Source organism: Glycomyces mayteni, assembly GCF_042428885.1.
Taxonomy (GTDB): domain Bacteria; phylum Actinomycetota; class Actinomycetes; order Mycobacteriales; family Micromonosporaceae; genus Glycomyces; species Glycomyces mayteni.
Map to the genome: position 1 here is coordinate 336,549 of NZ_JBHMBP010000003.1, position 26,027 is coordinate 362,575.

The 26,027-nt window shown below is 72.0% G+C and carries 20 protein-coding genes; 9 read left to right on the top strand and 11 right to left on the bottom strand.

The features are described from left to right. Nucleotide 1 precedes the first annotated feature (1 nt). The 7 genes from rplL to ACFFXY_RS14140 all read right to left on the bottom strand — a co-directional run bounded on the left by rplL (nt 2) and on the right by ACFFXY_RS14140 (nt 4,448). Nucleotides 2-385 (bottom strand): 50S ribosomal protein L7/L12, encoded by a 384-nt coding sequence (gene rplL, locus ACFFXY_RS14110; protein ID WP_382351436.1) that lies wholly within the window; start codon nt 383-385, stop codon nt 2-4. 39 nt (nt 386-424) lie between these two features. Then, the gene (gene rplJ / locus ACFFXY_RS14115; protein ID WP_382351438.1) at nt 425-961 is read right to left on the bottom strand and encodes a 50S ribosomal protein L10; all 537 of its coding nucleotides are present in this window, start codon (nt 959-961) and stop codon (nt 425-427) included. A gap of 271 nt (nt 962-1,232) precedes the next feature. Then, nucleotides 1,233-1,928 carry a 50S ribosomal protein L1 gene (gene rplA, locus ACFFXY_RS14120; RefSeq protein WP_360056577.1) on the bottom strand — a complete coding sequence of 232 codons (696 nt, stop codon included), beginning with the start codon at nt 1,926-1,928 and terminating at the stop codon, nt 1,233-1,235. Nucleotides 1,929-2,022: 94 nt separating this feature from the next. After that, a complete protein-coding gene (gene rplK, locus ACFFXY_RS14125; protein WP_106361868.1) occupies nt 2,023-2,454 on the bottom strand; it encodes a 50S ribosomal protein L11 in 432 nt (143 codons plus the stop codon). A 146-nt stretch (nt 2,455-2,600) separates the two neighbouring features. Further along, on the bottom strand, nt 2,601-3,332 hold the full coding sequence (gene nusG, locus ACFFXY_RS14130; RefSeq protein WP_382351442.1) for a transcription termination/antitermination protein NusG: 732 nt from the start codon (nt 3,330-3,332) through the stop codon (nt 2,601-2,603). Nucleotides 3,333-3,586: 254 nt separating this feature from the next. Continuing rightward, nucleotides 3,587-3,868, bottom strand: a complete 282-nt coding sequence (gene secE / locus ACFFXY_RS14135) for a preprotein translocase subunit SecE (RefSeq protein WP_198667517.1) — start codon at nt 3,866-3,868, stop codon at nt 3,587-3,589. A gap of 58 nt (nt 3,869-3,926) precedes the next feature. Further along, nucleotides 3,927-4,448, bottom strand: coding sequence for a GbsR/MarR family transcriptional regulator (locus ACFFXY_RS14140; protein ID WP_382351446.1), 522 nt, complete (start codon nt 4,446-4,448; stop codon nt 3,927-3,929). Nucleotides 4,449-4,540: 92 nt separating this feature from the next. On the opposite strand from ACFFXY_RS14140, the gene ACFFXY_RS14145 reads away from it, so the two are divergent. From ACFFXY_RS14145 to ACFFXY_RS14165, 5 genes are all read left to right on the top strand, one after another. After that, nucleotides 4,541-5,461 (top strand): ABC transporter ATP-binding protein, encoded by a 921-nt coding sequence (locus ACFFXY_RS14145; protein ID WP_382351449.1) that lies wholly within the window; start codon nt 4,541-4,543, stop codon nt 5,459-5,461. Continuing rightward, entirely contained in the window at nt 5,458-7,089 is a 1,632-nt protein-coding gene (locus tag ACFFXY_RS14150; protein ID WP_382351452.1) for an ABC transporter permease, read from the top strand. The genes ACFFXY_RS14145 and ACFFXY_RS14150 overlap by 4 nt, the downstream gene beginning before the upstream one ends. Nucleotides 7,090-7,201: 112 nt before the next feature. Beyond that, nucleotides 7,202-10,297 carry a PD-(D/E)XK nuclease family protein gene (locus ACFFXY_RS14155; RefSeq protein WP_382351455.1) on the top strand — a complete coding sequence of 1,032 codons (3,096 nt, stop codon included), beginning with the start codon at nt 7,202-7,204 and terminating at the stop codon, nt 10,295-10,297. Nucleotides 10,298-10,304: 7 nt separating this feature from the next. Further along, entirely contained in the window at nt 10,305-13,403 is a 3,099-nt protein-coding gene (locus ACFFXY_RS14160) for an ATP-dependent helicase (protein WP_382351458.1), read from the top strand. A gap of 111 nt (nt 13,404-13,514) precedes the next feature. Further along, a complete protein-coding gene (locus ACFFXY_RS14165; protein ID WP_382351461.1) occupies nt 13,515-13,985 on the top strand; it encodes an Rv0361 family membrane protein in 471 nt (156 codons plus the stop codon). Nucleotides 13,986-14,054: 69 nt separating this feature from the next. On the opposite strand, the gene ileS is transcribed toward ACFFXY_RS14165, so the two are convergent. Beyond that, entirely contained in the window at nt 14,055-17,201 is a 3,147-nt protein-coding gene (gene ileS, locus ACFFXY_RS14170) for an isoleucine--tRNA ligase (protein WP_382351464.1), read from the bottom strand. Nucleotides 17,202-17,705: 504 nt separating this feature from the next. Between ileS and ACFFXY_RS14175 the strand changes: the two genes are divergently transcribed. Then, the gene (locus ACFFXY_RS14175; protein ID WP_382351467.1) at nt 17,706-19,832 is read left to right on the top strand and encodes an anthranilate synthase component I; all 2,127 of its coding nucleotides are present in this window, start codon (nt 17,706-17,708) and stop codon (nt 19,830-19,832) included. Between the two features lie 64 nt (nt 19,833-19,896). On the opposite strand, the gene ACFFXY_RS14180 is transcribed toward ACFFXY_RS14175, so the two are convergent. Further along, the gene (locus ACFFXY_RS14180) at nt 19,897-20,298 is read right to left on the bottom strand and encodes a hypothetical protein (protein WP_382351470.1); all 402 of its coding nucleotides are present in this window, start codon (nt 20,296-20,298) and stop codon (nt 19,897-19,899) included. A 224-nt stretch (nt 20,299-20,522) separates the two neighbouring features. Here ACFFXY_RS14180 and ACFFXY_RS14185 point away from each other — a divergent pair, with 224 nt between their 5' ends. After that, nucleotides 20,523-21,098: a dihydrofolate reductase family protein gene (locus ACFFXY_RS14185; RefSeq protein WP_382351473.1), complete on the top strand. Its 576-nt coding sequence runs from the start codon at nt 20,523-20,525 to the stop codon at nt 21,096-21,098. A 261-nt stretch (nt 21,099-21,359) separates the two neighbouring features. Here ACFFXY_RS14185 and ACFFXY_RS14190 read toward each other — a convergent pair whose 3' ends face one another. Continuing rightward, entirely contained in the window at nt 21,360-21,935 is a 576-nt protein-coding gene (locus tag ACFFXY_RS14190) for a PepSY domain-containing protein (protein ID WP_382351476.1), read from the bottom strand. Between the two features lie 204 nt (nt 21,936-22,139). Between ACFFXY_RS14190 and ACFFXY_RS14195 the strand changes: the two genes are divergently transcribed. Next, nucleotides 22,140-22,817: a response regulator transcription factor gene (locus tag ACFFXY_RS14195; RefSeq protein ID WP_382351479.1), complete on the top strand. Its 678-nt coding sequence runs from the start codon at nt 22,140-22,142 to the stop codon at nt 22,815-22,817. After that, nucleotides 22,810-24,453 carry a sensor histidine kinase gene (locus tag ACFFXY_RS14200; protein WP_382351482.1) on the top strand — a complete coding sequence of 548 codons (1,644 nt, stop codon included), beginning with the start codon at nt 22,810-22,812 and terminating at the stop codon, nt 24,451-24,453. The genes ACFFXY_RS14195 and ACFFXY_RS14200 overlap by 8 nt, the downstream gene beginning before the upstream one ends. Here ACFFXY_RS14200 and ACFFXY_RS14205 read toward each other — a convergent pair. After that, complete coding sequence (locus tag ACFFXY_RS14205; protein WP_382351485.1) at nt 24,450-26,024, bottom strand: LPXTG cell wall anchor domain-containing protein; 1,575 nt, start codon at nt 26,022-26,024, stop codon at nt 24,450-24,452. The genes ACFFXY_RS14200 and ACFFXY_RS14205 overlap by 4 nt on opposite strands. Nucleotides 26,025-26,027: the final 3 nt, after the last annotated feature.

The window sequence follows — 26,027 nt, forward strand, 5'->3', positions numbered from 1 at the left end:
GCTACTTGAGCGACACGGTGGCGCCGGCGCCTTCGAGGGCCTCCTTGGCCTTCTCCGCGTCGTCCTTCTTCGCACCTTCGAGGACGGCCTTGGGGGCGCTCTCGACGAGCTCCTTGGCCTCCTTGAGGCCGAGCCCGGTGAGGGCGCGCACCTCCTTGATGACCTTGATCTTCGACTCGCCGGCCGAGTCGAGGACCACGTCGAAGGTGTCCTTCTCGACAGCGGCTTCCTCGCCGCCGGCGGCGCCGGCGACGGCGGCCACGGCGACGGGGGCGGCGGCGGTGACGTCGAACTTCTCCTCGAACGCCTTCACGAAGTCGGAGACCTCGAGGAGCGTCATGCCCTCGAACTGCTCGAGCAGCTCGTCGGTGGACAGCTTAGCCATGGTGTGTTCCTTTCTGTAAAGTCTCGGGCCCGCCCGGGATTACTCCCCGGCGGCCGCTTTCTTGTCCTGCAGCGCCGCACCGAGTCGTGCCACCTGCCCGGCGGGGGCGGCGAGCACGGAGGCGGTCTTCTGCGCGGTGGCCTTGAGCGCACCGGCGAGCTTCGCCAGCAGCACCTCGCGGGATTCGAGGTCGGCGAGCTTGTTGATCTCATCGACGGAGAGGGGCTTGCCCTCCATGTACCCGCCCTTGATCACCAAGGCCTCGTGCGACTTCGCGAACGCTCGGAGCCCCTTGGCGGCCTCGACCGGGTCACCCTGGATGAAGGTGATCGCGGTGGGGCCGACGAACAGCTCGTCCAGGCCGGTGACACCGACCTGGTTGGCGGCGCGCTTGGCGAGGGTGTTCTTGGCGACGCGGTACTGCGTCCCCTCGCCGAGGGAACGCCGGAGCTCGCGCAGTTCGGCAACGGTCAGCCCGCGGTACTCGGTGAGCACCGTGGCGGTCGCGTTGGAGAAGTCGTCGGCGAGTTCGGCGATGGCGGTCGTCTTGCCCGCCGGGTATTCCCTGTCAGCCATGTTTCCCTCCTTTCTCGGCTGGTCAATCCACAACCGTGCGGAGGCGACAAAAAAGGCGCCCTCGCGGACGCCTCATCACTGGGACCTTCGGGCCGGAGCCCGCACCATGGTCGCTTCGAGTAGTCGCCCTACGTCGGTCCCCGGAGGGTTTACAACCGCGCAAGGCGGTGACCGAACGGTCTATGGGTTGTTCTCCGCCACGGTACACCCCTGACATGCGAAACCCCGGCGCAGGAGGCCTGCACCGGGGCTACGTCACACCTTGGGGGCGCTACTTGATCTTGACCGCCTGCGGGTCGACCGGGATGCCCGGGCCCATGGTGGTGGAGATCGTGGACTTCTTGATGTAGACGCCCTTCGAGCTGGCGGGCTTGAGCCGCTGGACCTCTTCGAGGGCCGCGTTGTAGTTCTCCGCGAGCTGCTCGGCCGAGAAGCTGGTCTTGCCGATCGGCAGGTGCAGGTTCGCGTGCTTGTCGACGCGGAACGCGATCTTGCCGGCCTTGATCTCGGTGACGGCCTTGGCGACGTCCGGCGTGACGGTGCCGGTCTTCGGGTTCGGCATGAGGCCGCGCGGGCCCAGGATCCGCGCGATCCGGCCGATCTTGGCCATCTGGTCGGGGGTGGCGACGGCGGCGTCGAATTCGAGCCAGCCCTCGGAGATCCGCTTGACGAGCTCGTCGGAGCCCACCTCGTCGGCGCCCGCGGCGACGGCCGCCTCGGCCTTGTCGCCCTCGGCGAAGACGATGACGCGGACGGTCTTGCCCGTGCCGTGGGGCAGGGAGACGGTGCCGCGGACGAGCTGGTCGGCCTGGCGCGGGTCGACGCCCAGGCGGAGCGCGACCTCGACGGTGGCGTCGAACTTCGTCGGGGAGGTCTCCTTGGCGAGGCCGGTGGCCTCGACCGGGGCGTAGAACTGCGTCCGGTCGACCTTCTTGAGCAGGTCTTGGTACTTCTTGCTGCGCTTCATGTTCCATCCTTCGGATGTCGTGGTGAGGGCGGGCGCGCGCCCCTCCACTGGGTTCGCCGCCGGCGGCGCCGGCGGAAGTGACGTTCGGGTGGCGCTAGCCCTCGACGGTGATGCCCATGGAGCGGGCGGTGCCGGCGACGATGAGCGACGCGGCGTCGAGGTCGTTGGCGTTGAGGTCGGGGAGCTTCTTCTCCGCGATCTCGCGCACCTGGGCCGAGGTCACCTTGCCGACCTTGACGCGGTGCGGCTCGCCCGAGCCCTTGGGGACGCCGGCGGCCTTGAGCAGGAGCTTCGCGGCCGGCGGGGTCTTGAGGACGAACGTGAACGAACGGTCCTCGTACACCGTGATCTCAGCGGGGAGGACTTCGCCGCGCTGGGATTCGGTGGCCGCGTTGTAGGCCTTGCAGAACTCCATGATGTTGACGCCGTGCTGACCGAGGGCGGGGCCCACCGGCGGAGCCGGAGTGGCCTGACCACCCTGGAGCTCCAGCTTGAACGTCACAACGGCCTTCTTGTTGGGAGCCATCGTGTCCTTCTCTTCCTGGGATTACGCGGGGCCGTTCCCCCGCGTCTTCTTGCGAGCGCAGCAGCGCCTAGCTGCTGCGCAACCGCTCCAGGGTACCCCGTGAAGCTTTGGGTCCCTGGAGCGAGGTGTGTGAGCTGTAGCTCGTGCTACAGCTTCGAGACCTGGTTGAAGTTGAGCTCGACCGGGGTCTCGCGGCCGAAGATCGACACGAGGACCTTGAGCTTCTGCTGCTCGGCGTTGATCTCGGCGATCGTGGCGGGCATCGAGGCGAACGCGCCGTCGACCACGGTGACCGACTCGCCCTCGGCGAAGTCGACCTTGATGTCCGGGTCGGACGAGGAGGCGTCGGCCGAGGACTCGTCCTTCGGCTTCTGCTCGGGCGGGAGCAGCCACTGGATGACCTCGTCGAGCGGGAGCGGGCTGGGCCGGTCGGTGCGGTCGACCACGCCGACGAAGCCGGTCACGCCCGGGGTGTTGCGCACGACCGAGTAGGACTCGGGCGTCATCTCCATGCGGACGAGCACGTACGAGGGGAAGACCTTGGCCTCCACCTTGGAGCGCTTGCCGTTCTTGATCTCCACCTCGGTGTGGGTGGGGACCTCGATCTGGTAGATGTAGTCCTCCATGTCGAAGGACTGGATGCGGTTCTCCAGGTTCGAGCGCACGCGGTTCTCGAAGCCGGCGTAGGAGTGCAGCACGTACCACTCGCCGGGGGCGAAGCGCAGCTTCGCGCGCAGCGCCTCGGCCGGGTCGACCTCGGGCTCGGTGGGCTCCGCGGACTCCTCGTCGGTCTCCGGCTCGTCGTCGACGTCCGCGACCTGGGCGGCAGCGGCCTGCGCCGCGGCTTCTTCCTTCAAGGCCTCGTCGAACTCAGACACGCTTGACTCTCATTCCGGCTCGGTGCCCGCGGACGGCGGGACACTGCGACTGTGCTTCGGTTTCTCGGATGCGGCGGCGCCGCGCCGCCGAACGGCCTCGCCGCCTCGGACAGGGCCGCCTGTGAAGTCGCGCGCCGGCGGAACCGGCGCGCGTCATACCCACTAGGGTAGCCGCTCCGCGGCGCGCCGCGACTCAGGCACCGTCGAAACGGCGCAGGTCACGCGAACCGGTCGGCCCCCCGGGCCGGGAAAACTCAGGAGTCGGCGCCGAAGGCGCGGCGGACGAGGTCGCCGAAGAGCAGGTCGAGCCCGCCGATGTACGCCATCATGATGCCGACGAAGACGAGCACCACGATCGAGTAGGTGATGAGCTGGCGGCGGGTCGGGTAGACGACCTTGCGGAGCTGCTCGACCACCTCGCGCAGGAACCGTCCGAGCTTCTTGAAGGGGTTGCGCTCGGCGGTCTTCTCGCCCTGCTTGCGGGTGGGACGACCCTTGTCGGCGGTCGCATCGGAGCGGCTGGTGTCGTCGGCCACGTCGGCTTCCTCCAGGGTTCGTCGCTGATCGGGGCGGTCAGGCTTGCAGCATACCGGACTAGCCGGACGCCCCCGCGTCGCGGCGTCGCGCTTCGTATGCGGCGCTGATCTCCAGCTTGCGCTCCCGCCAGTGCTCGTGCATGAGCCGCATCTCGACCTTGATGAACTCCATGAACGCGGCCGTCTGGATGAGACGGTCGCGGCCCGGCCCCTCGGGGAGGCTCTCGATCCCGATGACGGCGGTGTCGCGGTAGCGGTCGAGGAAGCCCGAGCGGTCGAGCATGATGCCGCCCCAGATGTCCTCGTCGTTGAGGCGGTAGACGTCGGCGCGGGTGGAGGGGCGGCGGGTCTTGAAGACCAGCCCGGCGGCGAGCAGCTCGCGCACCGCGCCGGAGACGGCCGCGAGGCTGATGCTCAGGCCCTCGGCGATCTCGGCGGCCGTGTAGGTCTCGTCGTCGTCGACCAGGATGTACGTGAAGACGCGGGCGGCCATGCGCTGCATCCCGCTGCTGATCAGGATCGCGGAGAACTGCTCCACGTAGTCGAGCATGGCCTTGCGCTCCGCGCTGTGCTCTTCCATGACTCTCCTTCGCCGCGTCCTGATGCGTGTTGATGATATCTTGACGCTCTACATGTTTCACAAATTTGTGAAAACTATGATAGCTTGAGCGCATGAACGCAGTGATCCGCACTGAGAACCTGGTCAAGCGCTTCGGTCACGTGACCGCGCTCGATCATCTCAACCTCGAAGTGGCCCAAGGCGAGACCCACGGATTCCTGGGCCCGAACGGCGCCGGCAAGTCCACCACCATCCGCGTCCTGCTCGGGATGCTCAGGTCCGACGAGGGCCGCGCCGAACTCTTCGGCGCCGACCCCTGGAAGGACGGCGCCGAACTCCACAAGCGCCTCGCCTACGTGCCCGGCGACGTCGCCCTGTGGCCCGGCCTCACCGGCGGGGAGACCATCGACCTGCTCGGGCGCCTGCGCGGCGGCGTCGACAAGGGCAAGCGCGACGAGCTCCTGGAGCGCTTCGACCTCGACCCGCGCAAGAAGGGCCGCTCCTACTCCAAGGGCAACCGGCAGAAGGTCGCCCTCGTCGCCGCGTTCGCCGCCGACGTCGACCTCCTCCTGCTCGACGAGCCCACCTCCGGCCTCGACCCGCTCATGGGCGCGGTCTTCAACGAGTGCGTCAAGGAGGCCGCCGCCCAGGGCCGCACCGTGCTCCTCTCCAGCCACATCATGAGCGAGGTCGAGGCGCTGTGCGAGCGGGTGAGCATCATCCGCAAGGGCGTCATCGTCGAGACCGGCTCGCTCGCCGAGATGCGGCACCTGTCGCGCTCGCGGCTGCGCGCGACCCTGAAGAACCCCGTGCGGGGCCTGGAGGACAACGAGGGCGTCCACGACCTCGCGGTCGACGGCCTCGACATCGACTGCACCGTCGACGCCTCGGCGCTCGACGACGTGCTCGCGCAGCTCGCCGTCGCGGGCGTCGCCGGGCTCACCTGCGAGCCGCCGTCCCTGGAGCAGATCTTCATGCGCTTCTACGGCGACGAGCTCGCCGCGTCGGGCGTCCACGAGGGGAACGGCAGATGACCACCGCAGCAGCGGAGATCGAGTCCGGCCTCGGGACGCTCGCCGGGACCGGCAAGATCCTCCGGTTCCAGCTCCGCCGGTCCCGCATGTTCCTGTTCTGGTGGATCGCGGGCATCGCCGGGTTCACCTGGATGGTCGTGCCCGTCATCGCCGACCAGTACACGACCGAGGCCGAGCGGGCCGGGTTCGCGGCCACGATGAGCTCCCCCGCGATGCTCTCGATGAGCGGGCCCGCCGAGTACGTCCACGCGTACGCCGAGAGCGTCGGCGCGCTGTTCGCCCACCGGATGATCCTGTGGACCTGCGCGATGACCGCCGTCATGTTCGTCCTGCTCGTCACGCGCCTCACCCGCGCCGACGAGGAGACCTCCCGTTCGGAGGTCATCCGGTCGCTGCCGATCGGGCGCCGCGCCGACCTGGCCGCCGCGCTGCTCGTCAGCGCCGGGGCCGCGGTCGTCCTCGGCGGGCTCCTGGCCCTCGCCGCCACGGGCCTCGACGGCGGGGACGGGACCAGCCCGCTCCTGTTCGGAGCCGTCCACACCGCGGTCGGCCTGGTCTTCGCGGGCCTCACGGCCGTCGCCGCGCAGCTCAGCGAGAACGCCTCCACCGCGACCGGGTACGGACTCGCCGCGCTCGGCGCGTCGGTCCTGTTCGCGGGCGCCGGGAACGCCGAGGGGAACTGGGCGACCTGGCTCTCCCCGATCGGCTGGTCGCAGCTCACCTTCGTGTACACGCCCGAGCAGCGGTGGTGGCCGCTGCTGGTGTCGGTGCTCGTCGCGGTCGCGGCGGTGCTCGTGGCGTTCACGCTGGTCGCGCACCGCGACTTCGGGCAGGGCATGTTCGCGGCCCGCCGCGGCCGCGCCGAGGCCAAGCCGGGGCTGAGGTCCGCCGGGGCGCTGACGCTGCGCCTCACCCGCGGGCTCATCTGGACCGGCGCGATCACGCTCCTGCTGCTGGGCATGGCGTACGGCTCGGTCCTCGGCGGCGCCGACGACTTCGCCGACGGCCTGTCGGCGGCGCAGAAGGAGATCCTCGACCGGGGCGGGGCCGACCTGAAACTGAGCTTCGCGACCACGTTCATCTCGATCAACGCGATCGTCGCGGCCCTGTTCGGCGTGCTCGTCGTCGGCCGCGGCCGCAAGGAGGAGACCGTGGGGCGCGGCGAGCTCGTCGCCGCAGGGCCCGTGTCGCGCCTCGGCTGGCCCGGCACGTACCTGCCGGCCGCGCTGTTCGCCGCCACGGTCACGAACATCCTCGGGGGCCTCGGGCTCGCCGCGGTCGGCGCAGGCGGCGACGGCGGCCTGTTCGGGAAGATCATGACCGGCACGCTCGTGCAGCTCCCGGCGATCTGGGTGCTCGTCGCGTTCGTGTTCGCGGCCTTCGCGTGGCTGCCGCGCGCGGGCTGGCTGCGGTGGCTCGCGTGGACGTGGACGCTCCTGGTCGTCTACTTCGGCGGGCTGCTCAAGCTCCCGGAGTGGGCGAAGGCGGTCTCCCCGTTCGACCACCTCGGGAACTACCCGGCCGAGGACTTCTCGACCGCGGCCCTGGTGGTGCTCACCGTGATCGCCGCGGCCCTGGCGGCCTTCGCGTACGCGGGGCTGCGCCGCCGCAACCTCAGCTTCAACTGATCGCAAGGGAAACCAGGCGCCGCCGGTCCGTCAACACCCCGGACCGGCGGCGCCGCCCTATGCGCCCCTCCGGGGGCGGGATTGTCGTACCCCCGTGCTTCGCTGTGGTTCCATGGGCAGCGTGCTGGACCTCCGCTATGAGTTGACCGATCCGCCCGCCGAGGAGGAGTCCCCACTCGACCCGGCGCAGCGGGCGGCGGTGGAGCACGCCGCCGGGCCGCTGCTGGTGCGCGGCGGGCCCCAGACCGGGAAGACCGAGGCGCTCCTGCGGGCCGCCGCCGCGAAGGTGGAGGCCGGGGCCGACCCGGCGTCGATCCTGTTCTTCGGCCTGCGCCGCCAGGACACCGCGTACTTGCGGGCCCGCCTCAACGCCGCCACGGCCCACCGCTCGGCCGCCGAGGTCGGCGTGTACACCTTCCCCGCGTTCGCGTTCGCGCTCCTGCGGTCCGCCGCCGCCGCGGAGGGCCGCGAGGAGCCGCGGCTGCTCACCGGCCCCGAGGCCGACGCGCTCATCCGCTCGATGCTCGAAGGCGAGGACTTCGGGTGGCCCGAGGGGTTCGAGGAGGCCGTGCGCACCTACGCGTTCGCGCAGCAACTGCGCGACCTGGTGCTGCGCAGCGGCGAGCGCGGGCTCTCCGCGCCCGAGCTGACGCGGCTCGCGCTCGACCACGACCGGCCCGAGTGGGGCGCGGCCGCGCGCTTCTACGACCGGTACGTCACCACGCTCGCGCTCCAGTCGATGTCGAGCGCCCTGTACGACTCCGCGGAGATCGTGCGGGCCGCCGCGGCCGCGCTGCGCGCGCGTCCCGAGCTGCTCCCGCGGCCCTCGTGGGTGTTCGTCGACGACCTCCAGGACGCGACCCCCGCGCACCTGGGGCTGCTGCACCTGCTCGCGGGCGAGGGCGGGAACCTCGTCGCCGCGGGCTCCCCCGACGCGGCCGTCTTCGGCTACCAGGGCGGCGACCCGGAGTCGGTGCGGGAGTTCCCCGACCGGTTCCCCACCGGCGCGGGCGAGGAGGCCCCGGTCGTCCAGTTGAACGACGTCCACGACACGGCGCTCGCGCCGCTGGCGGCGACGACGGTCCTGTCGCGGCGGCTGCGCGGCTCCGACCGCGACCGGCGCCGCGGCACCCGCTCGGAGGAGCCGGGCCGCGCCGAGGTCGTGTACCTGCCCTCGCCGACGCGGGAGGCCGTGTACATCGCCGACACCGCGCGCCGCGCCCACCTGCTCGACGGGGTCCCCTACGGCGACATGGCGGTCGTCGTCAAGTCCGCGTCGGCGATCCCGCACCTGCGCCGGGCCATGCAGCACGCCGGGGTGCCGACCCGCCAGGCCGCCGACGACGTGCCGCTCCCGGCCCACCCCACGGTCCGGGACCTGCTGCGCACGGTCCTGGTCGGCCGCCACCCCGAGCGGCTCGACGAGGCCGTCGCGGCCGGCCTGCTGCACTCGCAGTTCGGCGGCGCCGACCCGTTCGCGGAGCGGCGGCTGCGCCAGGAGCTGCGGCGGCTGGCCGTCGCGGCCGACGACTTCTCCCCCGGCGCGGACCTGCTCGTGGAGGCCCTCGCCGACCCCGCGCGCATCGCGGCGCTCCCCGACGAGGAGTGGGCCGCGCCCGCGCGGCGGCTCGACGCGCTGTTCACCGCCGCCCGCGCGGGCACCGGCATCACCGAGACGCTGTGGACGGTGTGGGAGGCGTCGGAGCTGAGCGAGAAGCTGCGGCGGCGGGCCCTGTCCTCGGACCGGCGGGCGCAGCGCGCCGACGCCGAGCTGGACGCGGTCATCGCCATGTTCGACCTCGCCGCCGACTACGAGAAGAAGCAGCCGGGCGCGGGCGCGGAGGTCTTCTGCGAGCACGTGCTGCACCAGCAGCTCCCCGGCGACTTCCTCTCGGCGCGTGCGGAACTGGGCGACGCGGTGACGCTCGCGACCGCGCACGCCGCGCACGGGCGGCGCTGGGACTTCGTCGTCGTCGCAGGCGCGCAGGAGGGCGTGTGGCCGAACCTGCGGCCGCGCGGCTCGCTCCTGGGCGCGGAGGCGCTCGTGGACGTCCTCGACGGGCGCGCCGACGTCGACCAGGTCGCGCAGCTCCTCGACGAGGAGCGGCGGCTGTTCTACAACGCGTGCACCCGCGCGCGCACCCGGCTGCTGGTCACGGCCGTGGACTCCGACGACGCGCAGCCGAGCCGGTTCTGCGGGGAGCTGGGCGTCGAGCCCGCGGCGGCGCCGCGGCGCGGGCGCCCCCTGAGCCTGGCGTCGCTCGCGGCGCGGCTGCGGGAGGCGGTGGTGGACGCCGGGCACGCCGAGCGCGACGCGGCCGCCGCCGGGCTGCGGCGGCTCGCCGGGACGGGCGTGCCGGGCGCGGACCCCGCGAAGTGGTGGGGGCTCGCGCAGATCTCGGACGAGCGGGCGCTCGCGCTCGCCGGGGAGACGGTCCGGATCTCGCCCTCGCAGGTGGAGACGACGCAGCAGTGCGGGCTGCGGTGGGTCCTCGAATCGCACGGCGCCGACGACGGCGACCTGCTGCCGCGCCACCTCGGAACGCTCCTGCACGCGGCCGCGGAGGCGGTCACGGTCGATCCGGGGGCCGACCCGAAGGCGGTCATGGAGCAGGTCGTGGGCGAGCACTTCGACCGGCTGCCGTTCGAGGCGCCCTGGCACGCCGAGCAGCAGCGGCGGCGCGTCTCGGGCGCGGTGGAGCGGTTCGCGGCCTGGCTGGGCGCGAACCAGAGGGAGCTGATCGGCGCGGAGCGGTCGTTCCGGGTGAAGCTCGAACTGGGGCCGCCGGGCGTGGAGGTCGTCATGTCGGGGCAGATCGACCGGTTGGAGCGCGACGGCGACGGGCGGCTGTACGTGGTGGACCTGAAGACCGGGAAGACCGCGCCCACCAAGGCCGAGGTGGAGCAGCACGCGCAGCTGGGCGTGTACCAGCTGGCGGTCGCGGAGGGCGCGTTCCCCGAGGGGGGCGAGCCGGGCGGCGCCGAGCTGGTGTACCCGAACATCGAGAACAAGTCGACGAAGACCGTGGCGCAGGGCCCGCTCGGGGAGGCCGAGAACCCGGACTGGGCGCGGAACCTGGTGGCGGACACGGCGAACCGCATGGCCGGGTCGGTGTTCGAGGCCCGCAACACCAGCAAGTGCGAGACCTGCTCGGTCAAGCACTGCTGCCCGATCGCGGACGAGGGACGGCAGGTCACCGATGAATGAGGCGCGGGTGAGCGAGGCGCGGGTGGGCGGCCAGGTGGGCGAGCGGGTCGCGGGGCACCGGAGCTTCGGCGCCGTCGGGCTCGCGAACCGGCTCGGGCAGCCCTCCCCCACCGAGGAGCAGCGCGCGGTCATCGAGGCGGGGCGGGACCCGCTGCTGGTCATCGCGGGCGCGGGCTCGGGGAAGACCACGACGATGGCCGACCGGGTGGTGTGGCTCATCGCCAACCGGGTGGTGCGGCCCGAGCACATCCTCGGCCTCACGTTCACGCGCAAGGCCGCCGCGGAGCTGGCCGCGCGCGTGCGCGACAAGCTGCGGCGGCTCACCGAGTCGCTCCCCGAGCTCGCGGAGCTGCACGGCGAGCCCACGGTGTCCACGTACAACGCGTACGCGGGCGGCCTGGTCGGCGAGCACGGGCTGCGCATCGGCATCGAGCCGGGCACGCGCGTGGTCACCGACACGGGCCGGTGGCAGCTCGCGCGGGACCTGGTGTGCGCGTGGGACGGCGAGATGAGCGAGTTCGACGTGAGCGTCGACCGCGTCACCGAGCTGGTGCTCCAGCTCGCGGAGCAGCTCGCCGAGCACCTGCGGGACGGCGCCGACCTGCGCCGCTTCGACCGGGACCTGTACGAGCACTTGGAGGAGCGGTCCTCCGCGCGGTTGAACGACGAGTTCCGGAACCTGATGTCCCTGCGCCGCAAGCGGGACCAGCTCCTGCCGCTGGTGGAGGCGTGGGACCGGCGCAAGCGCGAGCTCGGCGTCATGGACTTCGCCGACCAGCTCTCGCTGGCCGCGCAGCTCGTCGCGGGCGCGCCCGAGATCATCCGCACCGAGCGCGACCGGTGGCGCGTGGTGCTCCTCGACGAGTACCAGGACACCTCGTTCTCGCAGGTGTCGCTGCTGCGGGACCTGTTCGGCGGCGGGCACCCGGTGACGGCCGTGGGCGACCCGAACCAGTCGATCTACTCGTGGCGCGGGGCCTCGGCGGGCACGCTCCAGCGGTTCCCGCAGGACTTCCCGGCCGCGGGCGGGACCCCCGCCACGGTCACGTACCTGACGAAGTCGTGGCGCAACCGCGAAGCGGTCCTGGAGACCGCGAACGCCGTGTCCGAGCCGCTGCGCGCGGGCGCGGTCCCGCCGCTCACGGTGGGCGCCAAGTTCGACGACGAGCACGGCATCGGCTCGGTCGAGGCGGCCATGCACCTGACGGCCGCCGACGAGGCCGAGTGGATCGCCGCGCGCCTCGCCGCCGTGTGGGAGCCCGGCGCCGACGAGACCGCCGCGGTCCTCATCCGCAAGCGCCGCCAGATCCCGGCCCTGCACCGGGCGCTCACCAATGCGGGCCTGCCCGTGCAGGTCGTGGGCTCGCTCGGGCTGCTGTACTACCCGGAGGTCGCCGAGACCGTGGCGATGCTGCGGGCCGCGGCCGACCCGATGAACGGGCCCTCGCTCATGCGGCTGCTCGCGGGGAACCGGTGGCGGATCGGGCCGAGGGACATCGCGGCGCTGTGGACGCGCGCGCGGGAGCTCGCCCCCGACTCGCGCGGGTTCGAGCCGGACGCGGGCGCCGACGCGGAGGCGTCCCTGGCGGACGCGCTCGCCGATCCCGGTGCGGCCGAGCGGTACTCGACGCTCGGGTACCTGCGGTTCGGGCAGCTGCACGAGGAGCTGAGCTGGATTCGCGGGCGGCTCGGGCAGAGCCTGCCCGACGTGGTGGGCGACGTGATCGCCCACTCGGGTCTCGACGTGGAGGTCATGCTCCACCACGGCGACCTGTCGAATCTGGACGAGTTCACGGACATCGCGGCGTCCTACGAGAACGACACGCTCGGGGCGAGCGTCCCGGGGTTCCTGTCGTACCTGGAGTCGGCGGCGAAGCGCGAGCGCGGCCTGGTCGTGGAGGGCGCGAACCCGGCGGGCGGGGTGGTGCAGCTGATGACGGTGCACGCCGCGAAGGGCCTGGAGTGGGACGTGGTGTCGGTGCCGGGCCTGTGCGAGGGGGTGCTGCCGACGTCGGTGAAGCGCGACTCGACGTGGGTGTCGGACGCGGCGCGGCTGCCGTACGGGCTGCGGGGCGACGCCGAGAACCTGCCGGTCCTGTACCTGGACGAGGCGCACACCCCCGCCGACGTGAAGAAGGCCGTGCAGGACTTCAAGACCGACGACCGGGAGGCGCGGCTCGACGAGGAGCGGCGGCTCGCGTACGTGGCGCTCACGCGGGCGCGGCGCTCGCTCCTGGCGTCGGGGTACTGGTGGGACGCGGAGGCGCGGTCGGCGCGCAAACCGGCGCCGTTCCTCCAGGAGGCGCGGAACGCGGGCGCGGAGGTGCCGGTGTGGACGGACCCGGGGCCGTCGAACCCGCTTGAGGACCAGGCGCGGACGGCGCAGTGGCCGGCCAAGGCGCCCTTGGGTTCGCGGCAGGCGGTGTTCGCGGAGGCCGCGGAGCTGGTGCTGTCGGCGCCGGAGCCGGAGCGGGAGGGGCCGCTGGCGCGGCAGTGGCGCGAGGAGGCGGAGCTGCTGCTCGCGGAGCGGGACGAGCGCGAGTCGGGGGTGGTGCGGCTGCCGCGGCCCGCGCGGCTGTCGACCTCGCAGCTCATGGCGATGCGCGCCGACGAGGAGGGCTTCGCGGCCGAGCGGCGGCGGCCGATGCCGCAGCCGCCGCGCCCGGCGACGCAGCGGGGCACGGAGTTCCACTCGTGGGTCGAGGAGTTCTTCGGCGGCGGCACCCTGTTCGACCCGGTGGACCTGCCGGGCGCGGCCGACGAGGCCGTGGACCAGGCGGACCTGGAGCGGCTCAAGGCCGCGTTCCGGGCCTCGGCGTGGGCGGGGCGGCGGATCGCCGCGCAGGAGGTGCCGTTCGTGGTCGAGTACGAGGGGACGGTGGTGCGCGGGCGCATCGACGCGGTGTTCCACCGCGACGGCGGCGGGTACGACATCGTGGACTGGAAGACGGGCCGCCCGCCGCGCGGCGAGGCCGCCGAGCACGCGGCGCTCCAGCTGCGCGTGTACCGCAAGGCGTGGGCGCGGCTCAAGGGGATCGACGAGGCCGAGGTGCGCACGGCGTTCCACTACATCGCGGCCGACCACACGTGGTGGCCCGACGTTTAGCGCCCCGTTCAGCCGCAGCTCGCCCCGGGTTTGCACCGCCCCGTTAACGTGACGGGCGAGTTACACGGCCCTACCCGGGGCCGAGCCCGACCCCCCGATTGATTGGACCCGATGGACATCAACGTCAAACTCCGCCGCGCCACCGCCCTGACCGGCGGCGCCTTCGCCCTCGCCCTGACCCTGGCCGCGTGCGGCGCCGGGAACGACACGCCCGAAGGCGCGGTCGAGGGCTTCCTCAAGGACGGCGCCGAGGACATGGTGAACGCCATGCTCGACGGCGACGGCGAGAAGGCCGCCGACATCGCGGGCGACTACTTCTGCGCCGACGACATCACCGGCGTCGAGGACGCCGCGGCCCAGTTCGAGGGCATGACCGACGAAGAGAAGCAGCAGTTCGAGGAGATGGCCGGCGACACGTTCTCGATGTTCGAGGACATGTCCTACGAGATCGGCGAGACCACCGAGGACGGCGACACCGCCACCGTCGAGGTCTCCATCACCGCGAACGACGAGACCACCGACGAGTCCTTCGACCTCGTCAAGGAAGACGACGCCTGGAAGATCTGCGGCTACATGGCCTAAGGCTCCCGACGGGGAAGGGCCCGGCGACCTCTCGGTCGCCGGGCCCTTCCCCGTCTCCTGCTGCTTCCCCTACCGCTTCACCACTGCGGCCTTCACGGTCTCGCCCTCCCCGGCGTCGCCGGAGGTCGCGGTGTCGGGCAGGTCCGCGAAGTCGAGCGCCAGCGCGAGCGTCTCGGCCTTGACGAAGTCCAGGTGGGCTTCGACGGCCTCGCGCACGGCCGCGGAGGCGTCGACGGTGACGGCCACGCGGTCCGAGACGTCCAGGTCGGCGTCCTTGCGGGCCTGCTGGATGACGCGGACGAGGTCGCGGGCGAGGCCCTCGGCGGCGAGCTCCGGGGTGACCTCGGTGTCGAGGACGAGCACGCCGCCCTCGTTCGGGAGGGCCTCGGTGTGGTCGGCGTCGACGGCGACCATGGTGAGCTCGTACTCGCCGTCTTCGAGGGCGACGCCTCCGGCGGTGACGGCGCCGTTCTCGGCGGTCCAGTCGCCGGACTTGACGGCCTTGATGACGCGCTGCACGTCCTTGCCGAGGCGGGGCCCGAGGACGCGCGGCACCAGCTTCAGGTCGGACTTGGAGTAGGCCTCGACGTTCGCGTCGAACTCGACGGCCTTGACGTTCAGCTCGTCCTTGAGGAAGTCCGCGAACGGCGCGAGCCGCTCGGCGTGCGGGGTCGCCACGGTGACCTTCGCGAGCGGCAGGCGCACGCGGAGCTTGCGGGCCTTGCGCATGAACAGGCCCACGGAGGCGATGTCGCGCACGGCGTCCATCGCCTCCACGAGGGCGTGGTCGGCGGGCAGGTCCGCGGGGTCGGGCCAGTCGACAAGGTGGACGGAGCGGCCTCCGGTGAGGCCCTTCCAGATGTCCTCGGCGACCATCGGCAGCAGCGGCGCGGCGACCTCGGTGGCGGTCTTGAGCGCCGTCGCGAGCGTCGCGAACCCGGCCTCGTCGCCCTCCCAGAAGCGGTCGCGGGAGCGGCGCACGTACCAGTTGGTGAGGCTTTCGAGGTAGGAGCGGAACGCGGCGGTGGCGGCGACGAGGTCGTAGCCGTCCATGGCCTCGGTCATGGCCTCGACGAGTTCGCGGGTCTTGGCGAGCAGGTACTTGTCGAGGCGGTGCTCGGAGGCGAGCGCGGCGGCGCGGGCCTCGGCGGGGCTCGCCTCGTACCCGGCGGCGCCGGCGTAGAGCGTGTAGAAGTACCAGACGTTCCACAGGGGCAGGACGATCTGGCGGACGGCGTCGCGGAAGCCGGTCTCGGTGACGGGCATGTCGCCGCCGCGCAGGACCGGGGACGAGACGAGGAACCAGCGCATGGCGTCGGAGCCGTACTGCTCGTAGGACTCGCGCACGTCCGGGTAGTTCTTCAGCGACTTGGACATCTTCTGGCCGTCGGCGCCCAGGAGGGTGCCGTGGACGAGCGCGGTGCGGAACGCGGGCCGGTCGAACAGGGCCGTGGAGAGGACGTGCAGGAGGTAGAACCAGCCGCGCGTCTGGGCGGTGTACTCGACGATGAAGTCGCCGGGGAAGTGGTGCTCGAACCAGTCGGCGTTCTCGAACGGGTAGTGGACCTGCGCGAAGGGCATGGACCCGGACTCGAACCAGCAGTCGAGGACCTCGGGGACGCGGCGCATGACGGACTTGCCCGTGGGGTCGTCCGGGTTGGGGCGCACGAGGTCGTCGATGTGGGGCCGGTGGAGGTCGGTGACGTGCACGCCGAAGTCGCGCTCCAGTTCGGCGAGGGAGCCGTAGACGTCGGTGCGCGGGTAGGCGGGGTCGTCGCTGACCCACACGGGGATCGGGGAGCCCCAGAAGCGGTTGCGGCTGATGTTCCAGTCGCGGGCGTTGGCGAGCCACTTCCCGAACTGGCCGTCCTTGATGTGGCCGGGGGTCCAGTCGATCTCCTGGTTGAGCTCGACCATGCGGTCGCGGAAGCGCGAGACGGCCACGAACCACGCGGAGAGGGCGCGCTGGATCAGCGGGGAGCCGCAGCGCCAGCAGTGCGGGTAGTTGTGGTTGTAGGTGTCGTGGCGCAGGAGCCGCTGGGTGGCCTTGAGGTCGTTGATGATGAGCTTGTTGGCGTCGAAGACGTGGACGCCCGCGTACGGGGGGACCTCGTCGGTGAACTTGCCGGAGTCGTCGACGGGGACGACGGGTTCGATCCCGGCGGCGTCGGTGACGACCTTGTCCTCCTCGCCGAAGGCGGGGGCGATGTGGACGACGCCGGTGCCGTCCTCGGTGGTGACGTAGTCGGCGGCGAGGACCTGGTGGGCGTTCTCGCGGCCGGTGAAGAAGTCGAACGGCGGGTTGTAGCGCAGGCCGATGAGGTCGGCGCCCTTGTGGCGGGAGACGACTTCGGGGGCCTCGCCGAGTTCGCGGGCGTAGGCGCCGAGGCGGGCCTCGGCGAGGAGGTAGCGGCCGTCCTCGTTGGCGACGACGACGTAGTCGACGGCGGGGTGGACGGCGGCGGCGAGGTTCGACGGGAGCGTCCAGGGCGTGGTGGTCCACACCAGGAGCTTCACGCCGTTCAGGGGGCCGTCGGCGACGACGTCGAGGCCGACGGTGACGGCCGGGTCCTGGCGGTCCCGGTAGGTGTCGTCCATCTTCGTCTCGGTCGCGGCCAGCGGCGTCTCGCAGCGCCAGCAGTACCAGAGGACGCGGTAGCCCTCGTAGATGAGGCCCTTGTCGTACAGCTCCTTGAACGCCCACATGACCGACTCCATGTAGGTGAGGTCGAGGGTCTTGTAGTCGTTCTCGAAGTCGACCCAGCGGGCCTGGCGGGTGACGTAGTCGTGCCATTCGCCGGTGAACTGGAGGACGGAGGCCTTGGCGGCGGCGTTGAACCGGTCGATGCCGTAGGCCTCGATGTCGGCCTTGGACTTGAGGCCGAGCTCCTTCTCGGTGGTGACCTCGGCGGGCATGCCGTGGGTGTCCCAGCCGAAGCGGCGCTCGACGCGCTTGCCGCGCATGGTCTGGTAGCGGGGGACGATGTCCTTGACGTACCCGGTGAGCAGGTGCCCGTAGTGGGGCAGGCCGTTGGCGAAGGGCGGGCCGTCGTAGAAGACGAACTCGTTGGCGCCGTCCTCGCCGGCGGGGCGGGCCTCGATGGAGGACTGGAAGGTGTCGTCCTTGGTCCAGAAGTCGAGGACGCGGCGCTCGACCTCGGGGAGGTTCGGGCTCGCGGGGACGCCCCGCTTGGGGTCGTCGAGTGGATAGGCCATGGGACCCGGGTCTCCTCACACACGCGTTTTGTTTCCGTGTGCGAGGACGAGACGCGCCCTCTGGGGGGCGGCCCGCGGTACCACCTCGCTTGGCGCACTGGTGCGCCCGCTCGTTCGGCGGCGGTGACGGGCCGCGTCCGTCCGGTTCTAGTGGGGCCCGCCTCGCGCGGGGCGCGGTGGGCCGGTTCTTCCGGAAGCTCGCCGGTGATGGCCGGGTCGACGCTGTTGCACGCAAGTGTAGCGCTGCCGGGCGGGGCGGTCGCGGGCGTTTCGCCGCGGCGCGCGGGCGCGGTCACCGGTCGGCGTCCCACCGTGCGGGCATGTAGTATTCGGCCTGTGAGATTCCACGCGAACAACTGGTGGTGGCGTCGCTGAGGCGGCGTCCGGCTTTCGCGTGCGAGTGAAGCGAGCGACCGTCTGGTAGGCGGTCGCTTCGTCGTATCCGGGGTCGGCCGCCTCAGGACGGGACTATTGACCCAGTTTCTTTCGAGGAAGAGGCCCTTGATGACCTTGTTCAAGACCCCGTCGGGCGTGACGGTCGAGCGGACGGTGTCCGAGCTCGACTCGCCCGACCTCACCGCGGTGGTGGCGCAGGTCGAGGCCCGCCGCGGCGGCGTCCTCTCCAGCGGCATGGAGTATCCCGGGCGCTATTCGCGCTACCACCTCGCGTACGTCGACCCCTCCCTGGAGGTGGTGGCGCGGGGCCGCTCGGTGACGGTGCGGCGGCTCAACGCCCGCGGCTACCTGCTCGTGGACGTCCTCGCCGACGCGCTGGCCGCGGCCGGGGTGGGCGAGGTGACGCGCGAGGACGGCGAGGTGCGCGTGGACGTGCCGGCGCCGACCGGGCGCGTCCCCGAGGAGCTGCGGTCGAAGCAGCCGACGGCGTTCTCGGCACTGCGGGTGGTGCTCGACGCGCTCCGCTGCGACGACCCGTACCTGGGCCTGTGGGGGGCGTTCGGGTACGACCTGGCGTACCAGTTCGAGCCGATCCCGTACGCGAAGGACCGGCCCGCCGACCAGCGGGACCTGGTGCTGCACCTGGCCGACGAGCTGTACGTGGTGGACCGCAAGCGGGAGACCGCGCAGGTGCGCCGGTACGAGTTCTCGCTCGGGGACCGGTCGACGAAGGGCCTGGCGCGGGAGACCGAGTCGCTCGACTACGTCGCGGCCGAGGCGGTCCCGGAGGGGCCGGTGCCGGGCGTGTACGCCGACACGGTGCGGCGCGCGAAGAAGGAGTTCAAGGCGGGCAACCTGTTCGAGGTCGTCCCGGGCCACGAGATGTACGCGGCGTGCGACTCGCCGACGGCGTTCTACGAGCGGCTGCGCACGGCCAACCCGGCGCCGTACGAGTTCCTGTTCAACCTGGGCGAGCGCGAGTACCTGGTGGGGGCCTCGCCGGAGATGTTCGTGCGGGTCACCGGGGACCGGGTGGAGACGTGCCCGATCTCGGGGACGATCGCGCGCGGCGCGGACCCGCTGCACGACGCGACGCAGATCGCGGCGCTCATCGGCTCCGCGAAGGAGGAGTCGGAGCTGACGATGTGCACCGACGTGGACCGCAACGACAAGGCCCGCGTGTGCGTGCCCGGTTCGGTGAAGGTCCTGGGGCGCAGGCAGATCGAGATGTACTCGCGGCTGATCCACACCGTGGACCACATCGAGGGGCGGCTGCGGGAGGGCATGGACGCGCTGGACGCGTTCCTGACGCACATGTGGGCGGTGACGGTGACGGGCGCGCCGAAGACGTGGGCGATGCGGTTCATCGAGGAGCAGGAGACGACGCCGCGGCGCTGGTACGGCGGGGCGGTCGGGTTCGTGGGCTTCGACGGGACGATGAACACGGGGCTGACGCTGCGGACCGCGCAGATCCGCGGGGGCGTGGCGTGCGTGCGCGCGGGCGCGACGCTGCTGTACGACTCCGACCCGGCCGCGGAGGAGGCCGAGACGCACCTGAAGGCGCGCGCGCTGCTGGAGACGGCGGCGGGCGGCCTCGGCGCGGCGGCCCCGGTGCCCGAGCCGATCGAGGTCGCGGGCGGACCAATGGGGGTCGGGCGGAGGGTCCTGCTGGTGGACCACGAGGACTCGTTCGTGAACACGCTCGGCGACTACTTCCGGCAGCACGGCTGCGAGGTGACGACGCTGCGGTTCGGGTTCGACGTGCCGTCAGTGCTCGACGAGCTCGCGCCGGACCTGGTGGTGCTCTCGCCGGGGCCGGGGCGGCCCGAGGACTTCGACACGGCGGCGCTGCTCGGCGAGATCGAGCGGCGCGGGCTCCCGGCGTTCGGGGTGTGCCTGGGGCTCCAGGCGATGATCGAGCACGCGGGCGGGCGGCTGTCGCTGCTCGACGAGCCGAGCCACGGCAAGCCCGGGAACGTGAAGGTCAACGGCGGCGGCCTGTTCGACGGGCTGCCCGACGAGGTGACCGCGGCCCGGTACCACTCGCTGTACGCGACGGCCGACCAGGTCAGGGGCGAGTTCACACCGACCGCGGCGATCGGCGGCGTGGTGATGGCGATCGAGGCGCCCGCCAAGCGCTGGTTCGCGGTGCAGTTCCACCCGGAGTCGATCCTGACCGCTTCGGGCGCGCACGGCCACCGGATCGTGGGGAACGCGCTGCGCCTGACGGCGTGAGGGCTTGAGGACGGGGCCGGGGAGCGATGCTCCCCGGCCCCGTTTCCGTTGTCCCGCTATCGGTCTAGGAGGTGAACTCCCAGTCCTGGACGCAGCCCCACGCGCTGTGGCCCCAGTTGCCGTTCCAGTAGACCTCCATCCAGAAGTCGCTGGAGAGGCCGCACGCGGTGTATTCACCGCCGGCGACGCGGGTGCAGGACGTCTGCACCCAGGTCCCGGCCGGGATCGACCCGATGATCGCCGACTCCGCCTCGGCGCGGAGGCGGTGGTTGACCCCTTCCGCGAAGCGGGCCCGGCAGGTGCGCTGCTCGGCGGCGGCGTCGGGCGCCGCCGCGTTCTCGATGCGCGACTTCACGGGCGTCGGCGCTTCGACGGGAGCCGCCGCGGCCGAGGATGTGGTGGACAGCGACAGTGCGAGCGCTGCCGCCGCGACACCGATGGCAGTGAAGATCCTCTTCATTACCATGATCACCCCTTTGGTGAACTTGATCAGGACTGCGCCTTGTGACGCACTCACTACCTAAGTACGACCAAGTGCTTAATTTGGTGCAAAACGGTCAATGTCGGGAACCTGACAGAAATCGCCCGGCGCGTCGGATCGCATCGACGGGGATGCGGGGCTCGCGTGTTCGAATGCGGCCATTTCAGGATCGCCCGCGGCATGTCGGTCGACCGTGATCGGATGGCGGGATGGCGAAAACCGTGTACAACACCGCGACCACCGTCGACGGGTTCATTGCCGATCCCGACAACTCCCTGGAGTGGCTCTTCACCGTCCCGGGCGGCTCGCCCGAGGCGGACGACGGCGAGGAGACGCCGCTCGACGAGTTCGCCGAGTTCCTCAAGGGCGTCGGCGCGATCTGCATGGGCTCCACCACCTACGAGTGGATCCTCGAACACGAGCACCTCCTGGAGCACCCGGAGAAGTGGGAGTACGAGCAGCCCGCGTGGATCTTCACCAGCCGGGACCTCCCGGCGGTCCCCGGCGCCGACATCACCTTCGCCTCGGGCGGCGTCGCCGCAGTCCACGCCGCGATGACGGCCGCCGCGGGCGGCAAGGACCTCTGGATCGTCGGCGGCGGCGACCTCGTGGGCCAGTTCTTCGACGCCGGCCTCCTCGACGAGGTCCGCGTCAGCCTCGCCCCGGTCTTCCTCGGCGCGGGCGCGCCGCTCCTCCCCCGCCGCATCCTCTCCGACCGCCTCGAACTCATCGAGGCCAAACCCAGCGGCCAGTTCGCCACCCTCGCTTACCGGGTGAAGAACTAAGGGCCGCTCGGGAACCCGGCCGGCCGCCCACCGGCCCGCCGGGCTCCCGACCGCCCCGGGCCGCCACCGGCGGCCGGAGACTCGCCCGGCCGCCCCGGTCCCGGCCCGCCCCGTTTTGTTCGCGTCGTCGCCCGTCCGGCCGGATCGCCGCCGGGCGTCGACGCTGTTCGTGGCTCTCGATGCCGGGGCCGATCTCGCCCGCCCCGGGCTCGGGTCTTCCTGCCGGGTTCCGGCCCGGCCTATGCGGCCGGGCCGGAGGCGTTAGTCGTCGTCGCGGTCGTCGTCGTCATCGTCGTGGCGGTCGCCGCCGTGATCGTCGTTGTCGTCATCGTCGTGGTCGTCGTCATCGGAGTCGTCCGAGTCGTCGTCCTGGTGGGTGCCGAGGATCGAGCCGTCGAGGGCGTTGACCGCGACGTCCCACTCGATGCCGTCGGCATCGGTGATGTCGATGACCCACACCGGGAAGTCGGCGCTGCCTTCGAGGTCGACCTCGCGGACCGTGCCGTCGATCTCGGCGAGCGCGGCCTCGACGGCCGCGTCCTCGCCGATCGCGGCGTCGGGGAGGACGAAGTCGTCGTCGCCGTGGTCGTCCCAGGCGTCGTCCCAGTCGCCGCCGTGGTCGTCGCCGGTGGTCGGGTCCGTGCTCGTGCCGGACTGGTCGCCGCCCGAGTTCGCGGACTCGAAGGGGTCGTCGTCGGCCGCGAACGCGGCGGCGGTGCCGCCGCCGAGGAGGAGGGCGCCTGCGGCGCCCGCGATCACGAGGGTGCGGTGGCGGCCGGTGAAGCTGCGGGCCTTCGCGAACTTCGTGAGGTTCTGGGTCGGGGTCTGGTCGTTCATGGCGGGTCCTTTCGGGCCGTGCTGATCGGATGCAGGCAACCATGCGCCGCCGAACCTGAAGCCAAGCTGAAGTCACCTGAAGACGGCTTCAGGTTGGGGGCGTGGAGAAAGAAGCATCCGGTGTTTGCACTGGCAGGCGTCGAAATCGCGGGCCGCGCCCCGACTTCAGCTTGGCTTCAGGTTCGCTGTGCCAAGCTTCGGAACATGCGTTTGCTGATGGTGGAAGACGAGCAGCGGCTGGCCGAAGTGGTCGCCGCCGGGCTGAAGGCCGAGGGGTACGCCGTGGACCTCGCCCACGACGGCCGCACCGGCCTCTCGATGGCCCGGAGCGGCGGGTACGACGCGATCATCCTCGACATCATGCTGCCCGGCCTGAACGGCTACCAGGTGTGCGCGGCCCTGCGCGAGGCCGGCGTCGAGACGCCGATCCTCATGCTCACGGCCAAGGACGGCGAGTACGACGAGGCCGAGGGCCTCGACACCGGCGCCGACGACTACCTCACCAAGCCGTTCTCCTTCGTCGTCCTCCAGGCCCGCATCCGGGCCATGCTGCGCCGCGGCAGGGCCTCGCGCCCGGCGGTGTGGCGCTTCGGGGACCTCGCCGTCGACCCCGCCACCCGCACCTGCCGCCGCGGCGACACCGCCGTGGAGCTCACCGCCAAGGAGTTCGCCGTCCTCGAATACCTCGCCACCCGCGCCGGGGAGGTCGTGTCCAAATCGGAGATCCTGGAGCACGTGTGGGACTTCGCCTACGACGGCGACGTCAACATCGTCGAGGTCTACATCTCCAACCTGCGCCGCAAGATCGACGCGCCCTTCGGCAGGGCCGCCATCACCACCGTCCGCGGGGCGGGCTACCGGCTGGCGGCCAATGGTGGATAGGGCGACGCGCAAGGCGCTCAAGGAGTCCCGGCGGCACTCCCGCGGCAAGCGGCTCCTGTGGCAGCCCGAGTCCGTGCGCGCCCGCACCACCGTCGGCGCCACGGTCGTGGTCGCCATCGCGCTCGTCGTCGCCGGGTTCCTCGTCGTCACGCTCCTGCGCGACAACCTCTACGGCCGCGCCGAGCTCACCGCCGAGGTCAGCGCCCGCTCGATCGCGGGCCAGCTCGCCTCCGGCACCGCGCCCGCCGCCGTCGAACTGCCCGACGACGACGAGGCCGCGCAGATCCTCGCCGCCGACGGCACCGTCGTCGCCTCCAGCGAGGATCTCGCCGGGCTCGGCCCGGTCGGCGACTTCGCCCCAGCGCCCGACCCGGTCGAGGAGACCTCCGCAGAGTCCACCGGGGACGAGACCCCCGCGCGGGACGACGACTCCACCGATGACGACTCGGACGACGATGACGACGACGACCGGACCGAGGACGACGACCACGGCGGCAGCGACGACGATGACGAGACCACCGCAGAGGACACCCCCGCCGAAGACGTGGAGGACTCCCGCGGCGCCGTCGGGTCGTCCGTCGAGTACGCCACGGTGACGCTCCCCGGCGAGGACGCCTCCTACCGGTTCGCGGCCATGAACGCCACCGCGCCCGACGGCACCGCGTACACCGTCTACTCCGGATCGTCGCTGGAGACGCAGGAGGAGGCCGTCGACAGCGTCACGGCCATCATGTGGTGGACGCTGCCCGCGCTGGTCGCGGTCGTCGCGCTCGTGACCTGGCTGGTGACGCGGCGGGCGCTGCGCCCGGTCGGCGCGATCCAGAAGGAGCTCATGTCGATCACCGGCGGCGACCTGTCCCGGCGGGTGCCGGTGCCCGCGAGCCGCGACGAGATCCACAGCCTCGCGGTCACCACGAACACCACCCTGACGGCCCTCGACCACGCGGTGTCGCAGCAGCGGCGCTTCGTCGCCGACGCCTCCCACGAGCTGCGCAGCCCGCTCGCGATCCTCCGCAGCCAGATCGAGATCGCCAGGGAGCACCCGGAACTGCTCGACCTCGACGCCACGCTCGCCGACGTCATCCGGCTCCAGGACCTCTCCGCGGACCTGCTGCTCCTCGCGCGCCTCGACGCCGGGGAGCGGCCGCCGCACGTCGCGGTGCCCTTCACCGAGCTGGTGCGCGAGGAGGTCGCGCGGCGCGCCGCCGCCGACCGGGTGCCGGTGCGGCTAAACGTGGAGGAGGACCTCGCGGTCTTCGGCGTGCGCGGGCACCTGGCGCGCGCCGTCGGGAACCTGCTCAACAACGCGCAGCGGCACGCCGCGTCCGCGGTCACGGTGACCCTCGCCGCCGAGGACGACGAGTGGCTGCGCCTCGACGTCGGCGACGACGGCAACGGCGTCCCCGAAAGCCAGCGCAGGCGGATCTTCGACCGGTTCGTGCGGCTCGACGAGTCGCGCAGCCGCGACGACGGCGGCGCCGGGCTGGGCCTGGCGATCGTGCAGGACGTGGTGCTCGCGCACCGCGGCATGGTCCGGGTCCTCGAATCGCCGGAGGGGGGTGCGTTGTTCAGGGTCGCGCTGCGCAGGGCCGACCGCCGGTCCCCGCGCGAGGACGCGGAGGCCGAGGGGGCTTAGGCGGCCGGGTCCTCGGGCGGCCTGCGGCGGCGGGCGGCGGCGAAGAGCACGATGCCGAGGACCAGTGCGCCCGCGGCGACCGCTGTGAAGGCGATCGTGGGCGAGCCGGTGTCGGGCAGGGGGCGGCCGTCGACGGTGAGGGCGGCCGAGTTGTCCGCGGGGTCGCCGTCGAGGTTGACGCCGTCGACGCCGCGGAAGAAGGCGTCGACCTCGACGCGGCCGGGCGCGCCGGTGGCGTCCGTGGCGTCGACGGTGACGGTCACGTGGATCGATTCTCCGGGGCCGAGTCCCCAGAAGGCGCAGGCGAAGTCGATGCGGTCGAGTTCGGTGCCGGCTTCGAGCGCCTCGCGGCGGGCGTCGAGTTCGGCGTCGTCGAAGCAGCGCCAGCCGGGGCTGCCCTCGGTGTCGGCGGCTTCGACGGAGAGGATCTCGGCTCCTGCGGGGAGTTGTCCGCGCAGGAAGTAGGACGGCTCGCCTTCGGAGGCGGGGCGGGTGAGGGCCCTGGCGGGGCCGTCGTTGCCGATGGGGACGGCCAGTTCGGTCTCGTCGCGGTCGAGGTCGGCGCCTTGGACGGTGAGGTCGTAGGGGTTGCGGGCGGTCTCGATGATGAGGGCGCCGTCGCCGTCGCCGGTGAGAGGGTCTTGGTCGGGGGCGGGGTCGAGGGTGAGGAGGTCGGGTGAGTCCGGGTCCCACCAGGGTTCGCCGAAGTCGCGGTCGAAGACGTCCCGGTTGATCGCGAACAGTTCGTAGCCGCATCCGCAGACGGCGAGCGGGCCGGGCGCGTCGGGGTCGACGGTGTACTGGATCGGTTCGGCGAGTTGGAAGGTGGTGCCGGGGGCGTCGTCGTGGTCGAGGAAGAAGCAGAACTGGGTGGCGAACACGGGCTCCCAGATGTTCGGCGAGCAGTTGTCCCAGGGGGCGTCGTGGCCGACGCCTTCGGCGCCCATGTTGGCCAGTCCCGCGCCGAACGCGGCCACGACGGCGTAGGTGTCGTCGGGGAGGGCGCTGTTCTGGGTGAACCGGGGCTGCACGTCCACGATCGTTCCGGCGGGGACGTCGGTGAAGGCGAGGTCTTCGGCGGCGTAGTCGCGGAAGACGCCGTCGTAGCGGTCGGCGACGACGTCGACCGTGCCGGTCGCGGTGTGGACGGCGGCGTCGTCGAGGAGCACGGTGAGCGTGTAGTCGTATTCGCCGAGGGGCGTGCCGGTGGCGGCGGCGATGGTGAACGTGAAGCGGTTCGCGGTGCCGGGGTCGGCGGTGGCGCATTCGATGAGGGGGACGTTGTCGGGCGTCTCGCAGCCGGGTCCGGCGCCGAAGTAGATCGTGGCGTCGGCGGTGTCGACTTCGAGGCGCATGGCGAGGACGCCGGTCGGGTCCTGCGCGAAGTCGACGTCGAGGGTGGCGTCCCGGGGCGGGTCGCCGGGGACCTGCGGGTTGTCGAGGTCGAGGAGGACGTTGGCGGGCACCGGTTCCTGCGCGGCGGCGGGGGCGGCGGTCAGGCCCGCGGCGGCGGTGGCCGCGAGTGCGGCGGCGACCGCCGCCGCGAGGCGCCGGGTTCGGGTTGCGGTCATGGC

Excerpts from the sequence above, each read along its gene's own strand:
- rplL (WP_382351436.1), bottom strand. The coding sequence starts at position 385 with ATGGCTAAGCTGTCCACCGACGAGCTGCTCGAGCAGTTCGAGGGCATG.
- rplJ (WP_382351438.1), bottom strand. The coding sequence starts at position 961 with ATGGCTGACAGGGAATACCCGGCGGGCAAGACGACCGCCATCGCCGAA.
- rplA (WP_360056577.1), bottom strand. The coding sequence starts at position 1,928 with ATGAAGCGCAGCAAGAAGTACCAAGACCTGCTCAAGAAGGTCGACCGG.
- rplK (WP_106361868.1), bottom strand. The coding sequence starts at position 2,454 with ATGGCTCCCAACAAGAAGGCCGTTGTGACGTTCAAGCTGGAGCTCCAG.
- ACFFXY_RS14140 (WP_382351446.1), bottom strand. The coding sequence starts at position 4,448 with ATGGAAGAGCACAGCGCGGAGCGCAAGGCCATGCTCGACTACGTGGAG.
- ACFFXY_RS14145 (WP_382351449.1), top strand. The coding sequence starts at position 4,541 with ATGAACGCAGTGATCCGCACTGAGAACCTGGTCAAGCGCTTCGGTCAC.
- ACFFXY_RS14150 (WP_382351452.1), top strand. The coding sequence starts at position 5,458 with ATGACCACCGCAGCAGCGGAGATCGAGTCCGGCCTCGGGACGCTCGCC.
- ACFFXY_RS14155 (WP_382351455.1), top strand. The coding sequence starts at position 7,202 with ATGGGCAGCGTGCTGGACCTCCGCTATGAGTTGACCGATCCGCCCGCC.
- ACFFXY_RS14165 (WP_382351461.1), top strand. The coding sequence starts at position 13,515 with ATGGACATCAACGTCAAACTCCGCCGCGCCACCGCCCTGACCGGCGGC.
- ileS (WP_382351464.1), bottom strand. The coding sequence starts at position 17,201 with ATGGCCTATCCACTCGACGACCCCAAGCGGGGCGTCCCCGCGAGCCCG.
- ACFFXY_RS14175 (WP_382351467.1), top strand. The coding sequence starts at position 17,706 with ATGACCTTGTTCAAGACCCCGTCGGGCGTGACGGTCGAGCGGACGGTG.
- ACFFXY_RS14180 (WP_382351470.1), bottom strand. The coding sequence starts at position 20,298 with ATGGTAATGAAGAGGATCTTCACTGCCATCGGTGTCGCGGCGGCAGCG.
- ACFFXY_RS14185 (WP_382351473.1), top strand. The coding sequence starts at position 20,523 with ATGGCGAAAACCGTGTACAACACCGCGACCACCGTCGACGGGTTCATT.
- ACFFXY_RS14190 (WP_382351476.1), bottom strand. The coding sequence starts at position 21,935 with ATGAACGACCAGACCCCGACCCAGAACCTCACGAAGTTCGCGAAGGCC.
- ACFFXY_RS14195 (WP_382351479.1), top strand. The coding sequence starts at position 22,140 with ATGCGTTTGCTGATGGTGGAAGACGAGCAGCGGCTGGCCGAAGTGGTC.
- ACFFXY_RS14205 (WP_382351485.1), bottom strand. The coding sequence starts at position 26,024 with ATGACCGCAACCCGAACCCGGCGCCTCGCGGCGGCGGTCGCCGCCGCA.